Origin of the sequence: Oscillibacter acetigenes (assembly GCF_025567605.1) — a bacterium.
In the GTDB taxonomy this organism is placed as follows: domain Bacteria; phylum Bacillota; class Clostridia; order Oscillospirales; family Oscillospiraceae; genus Oscillibacter; species Oscillibacter welbionis.
On record NZ_JAOQKG010000002.1, the window covers coordinates 440,246 to 452,415 of the forward strand.

A 12,170-nucleotide genomic window follows, 5' to 3' on the forward strand; every position below is an offset into this window, starting at 1 on the left:
ATCAGGTCCTCTCCCTCTCACTGATCTTGCACTCGAATCGGTCTTTGCCGCCGTCCTGGGGCACGGCGGTGGGGTAGCCCCCGCCGAAGCAGGCGGTGCAGAAGCCGCACTGGGTATTGTCCGCCAGCTTCACCACGTCCTGCAGGCTCAGATACCCCAGGGAATCCACACCGATGATCTTTGCGATCTCCTCCACCGAGTGGTTGTTGGCGATGAGCTTGCTGGGGTCATCGATGTCTGTACCGTAGTAGCAGGCGGCCACAAAGGGCGGTGCGCTGACCCGCATGTGGATCTCCTTCGCCCCGGCTTTCCGCAGCAGGTCGATGGTCCGGCGGCAGGTGGTGCCCCGGACGATGGAGTCGTCGATCAGCACCACCCGCTTGCCCTCCACCACGGAGCGGATGGGGTTCAGCTTGATATTGACCTCGTTTTCCCGCATGGCCTGAGTGGGGGAGATGAAGGTGCGGCCGATGTACTTGTTCTTGATGAACCCCATGCCGTAGGGGATACCGCTCTGCCGGGCGTAGCCCAGGGCGGCGTCCAGGCCGGAGTCCGGCACGCCGATGACGATGTCCGCCTGGACCGGGTGCTCCAGGGCCAGGAAGGCCCCGGCCCGCTGCCGTGCCACGTGGACGCTGGACCCGTCGATGACGGAGTCCGGCCGGGCGAAGTAGATGAACTCGAACACGCAGAGCCGCTTGGGGACCTTGCCGCAGTGGCGGGTGTCGGACTTGACGCCGGACTTGTCCGCCACCACGATCTCCCCGGGCAGGATGTCCCGCTCGAACCGGGCGCCGATGGCGTCCAGGGCGCAGGACTCGGAGGCGAACACCACGCCCCCGTCCCGCAGTCGTCCCATGCACAGCGGCCGGAAGCCGTGGGGGTCCCGGACGGCGATGAGCTTGGTGGGGGAGGAGATCACCAGGGAGTAGGCCCCCTCGATCCGGTCCATGGCGGCGGAGACCGCCTCCTCGATGGAGGGGGCGCGCAAACGCTCCTGGACGATGATGTAGGCGATGACCTCGGAGTCCGTGGTGGTCTGGAAGATGGAGCCCTGGCTCTCCAGCTCCTGGCGCAATGCGTGGGAGTTGGTGAGGTTGCCGTTGTGGGCCAGGGCCATGCGGCCCTTGTAGTGGTTCACCAGGATGGGCTGGACGTTCCGCTTGTTGTCGGACCCGGTGGTGCCGTAGCGCACGTGGCCTACGGCGATGGTGCCCGTGCCCAGGGAGCGGAGCCGCTCCGCCGGAAACACCTCGTTCACCAGCCCCACATCCCGGTACGCGGTGAACACGCCATCATCGTTCACCGCGATGCCGGCGCTCTCTTGGCCCCGGTGCTGGAGGGCGTACAGGGCGTAATAGGCCAGGGGGGCCACATCCGTCGTCTCCGGCGCGTACACGCCGAACACGCCGCACTCCTCTTGGATGTGGCGGGCCGGGAGCACGGCGCTCAGCTCAGTCGGCATCATGGGCAAGCAGTCTCTGCATGACCTCGGCATAGGCGCCCTCCACGCCGCCCAGGTCCCGGCGGAAGCGGTCCTTGTCCAGCTTCTCATGGGTCTTTTCGTCCCAGAGGCGGCAGGTGTCGGGGCTGATCTCGTCCGCCAGAACGATCGTGCCGTCGGTCAGTCTGCCGAACTCCAGCTTGAAGTCCACCAGCGTGACGCCGCACTCTGCCCAGAAGGCCTTGAGAATGTCGTTGACGGCAAAGGCGTACTTCTTGATGGTCTCGATCTCCTCCGCTGTGGCCAGCTTCAGCGCCAGGGCGTGATAGCTGTTCAGCAGGGGATCTCCCAGTTCGTCGTTCTTGTAGGAGAACTCGATGGTGGGAGCGTCGAATACGATGCCCTCCTCCACACCGTACCGCTTGGCGAAGGACCCGGCAGAGAGGTTGCGGATGATAACCTCCAGCGGCACGATGGAGACCTTCTTCACCAGGGTCTCCCGCTCACTCAGCTCCTGAACGAAGTGGGTGGGAATGCCGGCCTTTTCGATCCGCCGCATCAGATGGTTGGTCATCTGGTTGTTGATGACGCCCTTGCCCGCAATGGTGCCCTTCTTCAGGCCGTTGAAGGCGGTGGCGTCGTCCTTGTAGTCCACGATGTAAAGTTCCGGGTCGTCGGTGCGGAAGACCTTCTTGGCCTTTCCCTCATAGAGCTGTTCCAGCTTCTGCATGGTGCGTTCGTCCTTTCTTTCTGTTGAGAGATTAGATATTTGAATAGGCAATTGATAAACCATTAGAAAAACGGAAGGGAAAGAGAAAATAGAAATGAGAAATCAGAAATCCGGCCGCGGGATGGCGCGGATACGGAACTTTGAGCCGTCCGGTCAGGACGGACTCAAGACTTTCCGATTCCTCATTTCCGATTTCTCACGATTTCAGGAGTTCCTCCTGGAGCTTGGCGTCCTTCTCGGCGATCTGCTCCGCCATCTTCCGCCGCTCCGCTTCCAGGCGCCGGGTCAGGGCCTCGTCCTCCACCGCCAGGATCTGGGCGGCCAGCACAGCAGCATTTTTCGCGCCGTTCAGTGCTACCGTAGCCACCGGGATGCCGCCGGGCATCTGGACTGTGGCCAGCAGGGCATCCAGTCCATCCAGGACGCCCCCCTTCATGGGAATGCCGATGACAGGCAGGGTGGTGTTGGCGGCAAAGGCCCCCGCCAGATGGGCAGCCATGCCGGCGGCGCAGATGACCACGCCGAATCCCCGCTCCCGGGCGGACTTGGCGAACTCAGCCGCCTGGGTCGGCGTCCGGTGGGCGCTGAGGATATGGGCCTCATAGGGGATGTCCAGGGCGTCCAGCTGGGTACAGGCCCCTTTGACCACGGGCCAGTCACTGTCGCTGCCCATGATGACGGCAACTTTTTTCATCGCAAGCGCTCCTTTCTGCGGCTCAGAGTTTTTTCCGCATGACGGTGTGGCGGAAGATGCCGTCCACAAAATACTCGCTGGAGCAGAACACGGGGCGTCCGTCGATGTCATAGTCCACCTCTTCCATGTTCAGCAGCGGCGTGCCCATGGGCACCTGGAAGATCTCCGCCAGGGCGGCATCCGCCGCGGCGGGCCGCACGTCTGTCAGATCCAGATAGGGATAGATGCCGCAGAACCGCTGGAGGAAGTGGAAGATGGGGAGCTTGAAGTCCTGGATGGTGTAATCCCCCTTGGCCAGGGCCTTTTCCACCACGTCCTCGCAGTAGATGGCGGGCCGGCCATCCGCGGTGCACAGCCGGGCGATGCGGATGATGGGGGTGTCCTCCGGAATGCGGAGCTGAGCGGCCACCTGGGCATCGGCAGTCCCATCGGAAACCCGGACAAAGGCCACCGCCGGCTCATGTCCGCTCTGGCGGATCATGTCCAGGAACTCTACCTCAATGTCCATGCGGGTCTGGACGTTCAGCACATGGCGGTTGATGATGGTGCCAACTCCGTGGCGGCGGGTGATGAAGCCCTCCCGCTCCAGAGAGGCCAGAATGTCCCGCAGCTGCGTGCGGCTGATTCCCAGCTTCTCTGCCAGGACACTCTCCCGGGGCAGGCGCTCGCAGCTGGCGTAGGCACCGTCCTTCATGTCGGCAAGCAGCTGAGAGCGGATGGTCTTGGTCTGGGCCGGCTGACCGCTCATAGTCACACCTCTTTCTGATCTTAAAATAGGTAATACCATAAAAGTCATACCTATTGTACCGGATTTTCTCCGGCGCCGCAACTGGCAGATTTGACAGATTCCGCCCTCCTTTTTTGCCCCGGCATATCCAGTCTGCTGTTGACGGCAGGACGCACGGGCCGGAGGCGTTTGTACGGCCGGATTTCGTGGGTTTTCACCGTGGACAACCGCCGGGGGGATGTTATAATGGAGTTGAACGAAAGAGGGAGGCGTTATCCGTGAAGATTGTGATCCTGGGTGCGGAGGCCCGTTACCGGGCCTATCAGCCCGCGATGCCCTTCATCCAGCAGCAGGAGCTGGTATTTCTGGACAAGGACAGCACGGAGGCAGAGATTCTGGCCGCCGGCGCTGATGCGGAGGTGCTGTTCGTGGACGCCATCACGGTGGTGTCCGCTGCTCTGATGGAACACATGCCCTGCCTGCGGCTGATTCACTCGGAGGGGGTGGCGTTTGACCGCATTGACCTCTCCGCCGCCCGGGAGCGGGGCATTTACGTCTGCAACAACAAGGGCTGCAACGCCGGGGCCGTGGCGGAGCAGACGGTCCTGCTGATACTGATGCTCCTGCGCCATGCCCTGGAGGGGGACGAGGCCGTCCGGGCGGGACGGCAGATGGAGATGAAAGAGCGGTGCATGGTGGAGGGGATCACGGAGCTCTCTGCCTGCAAGGTGGGCCTGGTAGGATTTGGAGACATTGCGCGGGCCGCGGCGGAGCGGCTGGTCCCCTTCGGCTGCGAGCTGTACTACTACACCAAGCACCGCCGCTTGCCGGAAGAGGAGAAAAAATACCACGTCACCTACCTGCCGTTGGAGGAGCTGGCGGAGAAGAGCGACATCGTCAGCCTCCACTGCGCTGTCACGGAGGAGACCCGGAATCTGGTGGATGCCGCTCTGCTGCGGCGGATGAAACCCACAGCGTACCTCATCAACACCGCCCGGGGAGACCTTGTGGACAACGAGGCCCTGCGGCAGGCCCTGCTGGAGGGGCGAATCGCTGGAGCGGGGTTGGACACGCTGTCCCCGGAGCCGGTGCCGGCGGGGCACCCCCTGACGGCGCTGCCGCCGGAGGTCCATCGGAAAGTGGTCCTGGCACCCCACCTGGGCGGCATTACAGAGGCATCCTTCCGTCGGGCCCATGCCCACATGTGGCGAAATGTGGAGCATTTGGCTGCGGGAGAGCGGCCGGACAACATCGTCAACGGCCTGTGATGCTCGCCGACGGTAAAAAATTCTGCCGGAGATGAAACAAAACCTATGGAAAAATCGTCTAATTCCTATAAAGACCTATGGTAGAAGGACCATGTGCGGTTTGAAAGTCCTGCGCGCGGGCTGTGGGTCTGTATGCGGAAAACCCTCATGCGCCAACCGGCTTGCCTGTTCTCATGGCCCGCACGGCGCATGGAGTCAGGAAAAACAAAGAAGGGGAGCGTGACGCCGAATGAGACGTCGGATCTGGAGAGGTTGGATATTGTGCCTGTGCGCCTGCTTGCTGCTGTGCGGTGCCGCCAGCGGGACTGGAAGCACACCGCCGGACGCGGTGAGCCGCGGGGCCTTTGCAGACGCCCTGTATGACGCCCATGTGGCCCACGGCGGCGCTCCTGTGGTCAGCGAGGGCAGCTCCGCACCCTTCCGGGATGTGGGCTCCTGGTCTCCGTATTTCGAGGCGCTCTGTTGGGCTAAGGCCAGCGGCATCGCAGGGGGCTATGCAGGCGGTGCCTTCCGTCCTGCGGCACCGGTGACCCGCCAGCAGGCGACGGTGATGCTGTACCGCTATGCCAAGACCACGGACCTGCCGCTGGAGAAGGGGAGCGACCGGGATCTGGCCGGATACCGGGACGTGGATACCATCCCAACCTGGAGTCGGGAGGCTGTCCAATGGGCCGTGCGGAACGGCCTGTGGTTCTCCGGCAGCGCCACGGAGCTGCAGGCGGCGGAGAACGTCTCCTGGGAGGAGCTGGCCGTTCTGACCCAGCGGCTGTTCCTGGGCGGGATGCCCGCGGCTGCCTTGTCTGCGGCGCCGGAGGGGCTGACGATGGAGCTGCAGCAATGCACTACCACCGGCGCGGTTGTGGTACTGCAAAATGCGGCGGAGGAGACCTTCTCCTATGGGGCGGACTACGGTCTCTATCGGCAGGTGAACGGCGGCTGGTATCAGATGAACAAGGAAATGGACACCATCGCCATTGCCTATGAGCTGGCCCCGGGAGAGAGCCGGAAGCTTACCCTCAGCTGGGGAGAGCTGGACTGGGGCGGCGTCCTGCCCGCCGGGACCTACTGCGTGGCGCAGGGCGGGCTGCTGGGAGAACAGCAGGTCACCGTCTCCGTCACCTTTGCCATCAAATAAACGCCAGGCGGCCGCCGAAAAACCGGCGGCCGCCTTTCCATTGGGTGAACGGTGTCTTGCGATCCCGCCCAGACCGAAAAATCTCCCCCTCTTCTGGAGGAGTGAAGAGAACAGCACAGGCCGCCGGGAACGCCCGGCGGCCTGTACGGATTCTTGAGAAGGTGGCCCGGCGTCAAACACAGAAGCGGCAGGCCGCCAGGGCCGCCACAGCGCCGTCCGCGCAGGCGGTGGTCAGCTGGCGGACCTCCTTGGCGCGGAGATCCCCTGCCGCAAAGATGCCGGGAATCGGCGTCAGGCAGTCCTCCCCGGCGGCGATAAAGCCCGCTTCGTCCACCGGCACCCCCAGAGACCGGGCCAGCCGGCTCTCCGGCAGCAGACCCACCGCCTGGAACAGCGCAGAGACCGGCAGGTGGGAGACTTCTCCCACAGCGGTGTTCCGCAGGGTCAGGCCGGTGAGGCGTTCCGATCCCTCCAGGGCCTCCACCACGGTGGACCGCAGCAGCGTGAGGTTGGCGGTCTTCTCCGCCCGCTCCACCAGAATGGGATCCGCCCGGAAGTCCGACCGCCGGTGGATCACCGTCACATGGCGGCAGATGTCTGCCAGATACAGCGCATCCTGCAGGGCGGTGCTGCCGCCTCCGGCCACTGCCACATCCTGTCCGGCGTAAAAGGCTCCGTCGCACACAGCGCAGAAGGAGATGCCGGCCAGACGATCCTCGCCCGCAAGGCCCAGGGTCCGGCGCCGCATCCCGGCGGCCAGGATTACCGCCCCGGCGGTATAGGCACCGTAGTCGGTGACCACCCGGCTGGGCGTGCCGCTCTGGATCTCCAGCGCCTCCTCCAGTTCGATCCGGGTCCCCAGGGCCTCGGCCTGGCTGTACAGCCGCTCCGCCAGTTCAGCGCCGGACACGGCGGGCAGGCCCGGAAAGTTTTCCACCTTGGGAGAGGAGGCGATCTGCCCGCCGAAGCTCTCCCGTTCCAGCAGCAGAACGGACTTTCCTGCCCGGCGGGCGTAGACGGCGGCGGTGAGCCCGGCCGGGCCGCCGCCCACGATAATGATGTCGAAATACTGGTCCATAGATGTTCCTCTCTGATGACTGACAGAAGATAAGGGAGACTTCGCAGTCCCCCGCATAGTAACCGCTGTACCGCGGGTGCTGCTCCGCAGAGACGGCATTTTGGAGCTCGGAAAAGGAGGGACGAGAGTCCCTCCTTTTTCGTTGTTTACACGCTCTGCGAAGTGGCGAATTTTTTGATGGTGGAGGCGTTCACCAGCTTCTCCACCTGCTCTCCGTGGCGGACGATCAGGGTGGGGGCCTGCTGGATACCGTACCGGGCCACCAGCTCCCGATGCTCGTTCACGTCCATCACCTGATAGGCGATGCCCGCCTTCTCCAGCTCCCGCTCGGCGATGCTGCAGTTGGGGCAGGTCTTGGTGGTGAAGAGGAACAGGCCGTCCTCGCCCCGCTCCGCCGGTGTGCTGGGCGCGGTGCCGGCTGCGGGCTCCGTCGCAGCATCCCGGTCGCAGAGGCGGCGGCCCTCCAGCCGGGAGTTCTCCACCTGGTACTCCTGCCGGTCCTTGAACTCCTGGACCTTGCCGTCGTTCCAGTTCTGGACAGGGCGGTAATAGCCGGTGATGCGGCTCCACACCTCGCAGGTCTTCCCACACTTGGGGCAGGTAAAGTGCTCGCCCGAGAGATAGCCGTGGTCCGGACAGATGGAGTAGGTGGGGGACATGGTGTAGTAGGGGAGCTTGAAATTCTCCGCGATCTTCCGCACCAAATTGGCAGCCGCCTTCCAGTCCGGCAGCTTCTCACCCAAAAAGGCGTGGAACACAGTGCCGGAGGTGTACAGGGTCTGCAGGTCATCCTGGATGGCCAGGGCCTCGAAGATGTCGTTGGTGTAGCCCACCGGCAGGTGGGAGGAGTTGGTGTAATAAGGCGTGTCACCGGGGTTCTTGGCAGCGGTGATGATATCGGGATACAGTGCCACGTCATGCTTGGCCAGCCGGTAGGTGGTGGACTCGGCGGGGGTGGCCTCCAGGTTGTAGAGGTCGCCGTACTGCTCCTGATAGTCCATCAGTCGCTCCCGCATGTGGTTCAGCACGTCCTTGGCAAAGGCCTGGGTCTCCGGATGGGTCAGGTCCTTCCGCAGCCACTTGGCGTTCAGGCCCACCTCGTTCATGCCGATGAGGCCGATGGTGGAGAAGTGGTTGTCAAAGGTGCCCAGGTAGTATTTGGTGTAGGGGTACAATCCCGCATCCATCAGCTTGGTGATGACGGTGCGCTTCACCTTCAGGCTCCGGGCGGCGATGTCCATCATGTGGTCCAGCCGCTCATAGAACTCCTCCGGCGTCTGGGAGAGGTAGGCGATCCGGGGCAGATTGATAGTCACCACGCCCACGGACCCGGTGGACTCGCCGGAGCCGAAGTAGCCGCCGGACTTCTTCCGCAGCTCCCGCAGATCCAGCCGCAGGCGGCAGCACATGCTGCGCACGTCAGAAGGCTCCATGTCAGAGTTGATGTAGTTGGAGAAATAGGGGGTGCCGTACTTGGCGGTCATCTCGAACAGGAGGCGGTTGTTCTCCGTGTCGGACCAGTCAAAGTCGCGCGTGATGGAATAGGTGGGGATGGGATACTGGAAGCCCCGGCCGTCGGCGTCGCCCTCGGTCATGATCTCGATGAACGCCTTGTTCACCATATCCATTTCCTTCTTGCAGTCGCCGTAAGTGAAATCCTGCTCCTTGCCGCCTACGATGGCCGGCAGGTTCTCCAGGTCACGAGGCACGGTCCAGTCCAGGGTGATGTTGGAGAACGGCGCCTGGGTACCCCAGCGGGAGGGAGTGTTCACGCCGAACACAAAGGACTGGATACACTGTTTAACCTCTTTCTGGGAGAGGTTGTCCACTTTCACAAAGGGGGCCAGATAGGTGTCAAAGGAGCTGAACGCCTGGGCGCCGGCCCACTCGTTCTGCATGATGCCCAGGAAGTTCACCATCTGGTTGCAGAGAGTGGAGAGGTGGCTGGCCGGGGTGGAGTTGATCTTGCCCGGGATACCCAGGCCCTGCTGGATCAGCTGCTTCAAACTCCAGCCGGCGCAGTAGCCGGTGAGCATGGAGAGGTCGTGGAGGTGGATGGCGCCGCTCTTGTGGGCGTCGGCAATCTCCTGGTCATAGATTTCAGAGAGCCAGTAGTTGGCGGTGATGGCGCCGGAGTTGGAGAGGATCAGGCCGCCCACGGAGTAGGTGACGGTGGAGTTCTCCTTCACCCGCCAGTCGTTGATATGCAGGTAGTTGTCCACCAGCTCCTTGTAGTCCAGCATGGTGGAGTTCAGGTTGCGGATCTTCTCCCGCTGCTTGCGGTAGAGAATGTAGGCCTTGGCCACGTCGGCATAGCCTGCCTTGCTGAGAATGTCCTCCACGCTGTCCTGAATGTCTTCCACGGTGATCTTGCCGTCATGGATCTTATCCTGGTAATCCGCCGTGACCCTCAGGGCCAGGAGATCAATGATGTCCGGATTGTACTCCATGTGGGTGGCCTCAAAGGCCTTGGTGATGGCGGTGCTGATCTTGGAGATGTCGAAAGAGGCGATCTTTCCATCCCGCTTGACAACCTGATACATGAAACCCCTGCTTTCTCTATGATAAATTCAATTCCCTGCTCCTGACAAGTCAATGGGCGCTGACGCGCCCCGTATTTCCCATTCTACCACTTCCTGGGGGCTTGTCAATTAGAAATGCCACTATATCTTGTATGCATTTTCTGTGAAAACGCTGAATTTTTCCATATCTAGTCAATGCCGCGCAGCTCCACAGCTCCAAAGAACGGCCGGACCCGCTCCGCAAAGCCCTGCAGCTGCTCTGCTGTAAAGCCGTGATATCCCCGGCCGATCAGATTGCCGGAGTCCACAAAGTTCTGAAGATAGTACCGGGGTGCCCCTGCCAGCCAGGCGGCGATGGCGTCCAGGTCCTCCGGCCTGTGGAGCTCCCGCACCAGGGTGGTGCGGAACTCATAGTCCACGGTGCTTTTCCGCAGCAGACGGATGCTCTCCTCCACCGGGGCGGGGTTGAAGCCCGGTATGCCGACGGTTTCGGCATACCGCGCCGGAGCGTTTTTCACGTCCATGGCCACATAGTCCACAAGGCCCTGGTTCAGGATCTCCGCCAGCCGGGCAGGATCACAGCCGTTGGTATCCAGCTTCACGGCAAAGCCCAGTTCCCGCACCTTCCGCAGAAAATCCGCTGCGTCCGGCTGGAGCAGCGGCTCCCCGCCGGTGAGGACCACCCCGTCCAAAAGCCCCCGGCGGGAGGCCAGGAAGTCCAGCACCTCCTGCTCCGGGATCTCCGGCGTCTCCGCCAGCCGGGTCACCAGCAATGCGTTGTGGCAGAAGGGGCACCGCAGGTTGCAGCCGCCGGTGAACACCGTGGCCGCCAGCTTTCCCGGGTAGTCCACCATGGCCAGTTTCTGAAGTCCGTGAATGTGCATGGCCGGATCCCTCCATAAGCACAAGATGTTGCTATTCTAAACTGATTTTTCCACAAGAACAAGTGGTGGACGCAACAAAGACAAAAAAGTTCCCGGAGGCACAGCCTCCGGGAACGGGAAAGACGGGATTCAATTCTTGCGGAACCGGGAGAGGAAGTCCTGCGTCTCCTGTTTCTGGGGATTGCCGAAAACCTGCTCCGGCGTGCCCTCCTCGCAGATGACGCCCTGGTTCATGTACACCACATGGCTGCTGACGTCCCGGGCAAAGGCCATCTCATGAGTCACCACCAGCATGGTCATGCCCTCCTGGGCCAGGTCCTGCATGACGGAGAGGACTTCTCCCACCATCTCCGGGTCCAGGGCGGAGGTGGGTTCGTCGAACAGCAGCACCTCCGGCTCCATGGCCAGGGCCCGGGCAATGGCCACCCGCTGCTTCTGGCCGCCGGAGATCTGCCGGGGCTTGGCTTGGATGTAAGGCGCCATGCCCACCTTTTCCAGATACTCCATGGCCCGCTTCCGGGCGGTCTCCTTGTCCTTTTTCAGTACCTTGATCTGCCCGACCATGCAATTTTCCAGCACGGTCATGTTGTTGAACAGGTTGAAGGACTGGAACACCATGCCCACATGGGAGCGGTACTGGGGGGCATTGACCTTGGGACCGGTGACGTTCTGGCCGCGGTAGAGGATCTCGCCGCTGGTGGGGGTCTCCAGCAGGTTGATGCACCGCAGCAGGGTGCTCTTGCCGGAGCCGGAGGCACCAATGATGCTGGTGACATCGCCTTTTTTCACGGTGAAATCGATGTCCCGCAGCACTTCGTGGCTGCCGAAGGACTTGCTCAGATGCCGGATCTCTAAAATCATATCGTCCATGTTGTCAGCGATCTCCTCTCGTACGGCCGTGCTGCAATTCCTGACGGACCCGATCCCGGTACTCTTTGCTCCGCTCATCGAAGGGAGTGCCCCGGTCCGGGTGGCTGTATGTGCCGGCGGCCATGGTCAGATGGTCCGTCTGTGCCAGCTTGTAATCGCTGCTGCCGTCCATTCGCTTTTCCAACCAGCGCAGCAGGAAGGAGGCGATCAGCGTCATGGTGAGGTACCCGGCCATCTCCACCACGGCGGAGGGGAAGTACAGGTAGCTGGCGCCCACCGCCGCCCGGTGGGCGGAGAAGAAATCGGGGAAGCCGATGATGAACATGACGGACGTATCCTTCACATTGATGATGAAGTTGTTGCCGATCTGGGGCAGGATATTCCGGATGGCCTGAGGCAGGATCACATGCAGCATGGTCTGCACATGGGTCATGCCGATGGCCTTGGCGCCCTCGGTCTGGCCGGGGTCGATGGAGATAATGCCGCCCCGGACGGACTCGGCCATGTAGGCGCCGGTGTTGATGGACACCACCAGAATGGCGGCCATCCAGATGCTGTCAAACCGCACGGCGTTGTCCGTAAAATAGGGCAGGCCGTAATAGAGGAACACCGCCTGCAGCACCATGGGGGTACCCCGGAAGATCTCCACGTAGATCCGGACCACTGCCCGGATCAGCGCCAGAAAGAACCGCTTGACGGGCGGGGCGTTCTTGCTGTGGGGAATGGTGTTCAGAATGCCGCAGACGAATCCGATCAGGCAGCCGATGGCGGTGGCCACCAGTGCCAGAATCAAGGTATTGCGGATGCCGGGCAGATAG

At 62.5% G+C, this 12,170-nt stretch carries 11 protein-coding genes; 2 read left to right on the top strand and 9 right to left on the bottom strand.

All coding sequences use genetic code 11. The features are described 5' to 3' along the window. Position 1: 1 nt before the first annotated feature. From purF to OCV80_RS06010, 4 genes are all read right to left on the bottom strand, one after another. Positions 2-1,465, bottom strand: a complete 1,464-nt coding sequence (purF, locus tag OCV80_RS05995; protein WP_136891809.1) for an amidophosphoribosyltransferase — start codon at positions 1,463-1,465, stop codon at positions 2-4. Beyond that, positions 1,455-2,174, bottom strand: a complete 720-nt coding sequence (gene purC, locus OCV80_RS06000) for a phosphoribosylaminoimidazolesuccinocarboxamide synthase (protein ID WP_025544893.1) — start codon at positions 2,172-2,174, stop codon at positions 1,455-1,457. Before purC ends, purF begins: the two co-directional genes overlap by 11 nt. A 196-nt stretch (positions 2,175-2,370) precedes the next feature. After that, the gene (gene purE, locus OCV80_RS06005; RefSeq protein WP_021749346.1) at positions 2,371-2,868 is read right to left on the bottom strand and encodes a 5-(carboxyamino)imidazole ribonucleotide mutase; all 498 of its coding nucleotides are present in this window, start codon (positions 2,866-2,868) and stop codon (positions 2,371-2,373) included. A 22-nt stretch (positions 2,869-2,890) separates the two neighbouring features. Then, on the bottom strand, positions 2,891-3,616 hold the full coding sequence (locus tag OCV80_RS06010; protein ID WP_021749345.1) for a GntR family transcriptional regulator: 726 nt from the start codon (positions 3,614-3,616) through the stop codon (positions 2,891-2,893). A gap of 257 nt (positions 3,617-3,873) precedes the next feature. Between OCV80_RS06010 and OCV80_RS06015 the strand changes: the two genes are divergently transcribed. Both OCV80_RS06015 and OCV80_RS06020 read left to right on the top strand, forming a co-directional pair. After that, positions 3,874-4,863, top strand: coding sequence for a 2-hydroxyacid dehydrogenase (locus OCV80_RS06015; protein ID WP_136891538.1), 990 nt, complete (start codon positions 3,874-3,876; stop codon positions 4,861-4,863). 229 nt (positions 4,864-5,092) lie between these two features. After that, on the top strand, positions 5,093-5,998 hold the full coding sequence (locus OCV80_RS06020) for an S-layer homology domain-containing protein (RefSeq protein ID WP_136891539.1): 906 nt from the start codon (positions 5,093-5,095) through the stop codon (positions 5,996-5,998). A gap of 172 nt (positions 5,999-6,170) precedes the next feature. Here the strand turns inward: OCV80_RS06020 and OCV80_RS06025 are convergent, their stop codons facing one another. From OCV80_RS06025 to OCV80_RS06045, 5 genes are all read right to left on the bottom strand, one after another. Continuing rightward, entirely contained in the window at positions 6,171-7,076 is a 906-nt protein-coding gene (locus OCV80_RS06025; RefSeq protein WP_136891540.1) for an NAD(P)/FAD-dependent oxidoreductase, read from the bottom strand. A gap of 146 nt (positions 7,077-7,222) precedes the next feature. Beyond that, positions 7,223-9,619, bottom strand: a complete 2,397-nt coding sequence (locus tag OCV80_RS06030) for a ribonucleoside triphosphate reductase (protein WP_267288282.1) — start codon at positions 9,617-9,619, stop codon at positions 7,223-7,225. A gap of 167 nt (positions 9,620-9,786) precedes the next feature. Next, positions 9,787-10,482, bottom strand: a complete 696-nt coding sequence (locus tag OCV80_RS06035) for an anaerobic ribonucleoside-triphosphate reductase activating protein (protein WP_021749338.1) — start codon at positions 10,480-10,482, stop codon at positions 9,787-9,789. Positions 10,483-10,611: 129 nt separating this feature from the next. Next, positions 10,612-11,352, bottom strand: a complete 741-nt coding sequence (locus OCV80_RS06040; RefSeq protein ID WP_021749337.1) for an amino acid ABC transporter ATP-binding protein — start codon at positions 11,350-11,352, stop codon at positions 10,612-10,614. 4 nt (positions 11,353-11,356) lie between these two features. Beyond that, the coding region (locus OCV80_RS06045; protein WP_267288283.1) for an amino acid ABC transporter permease at positions 11,357-12,170 on the bottom strand (814 nt) is incomplete at its 5' end.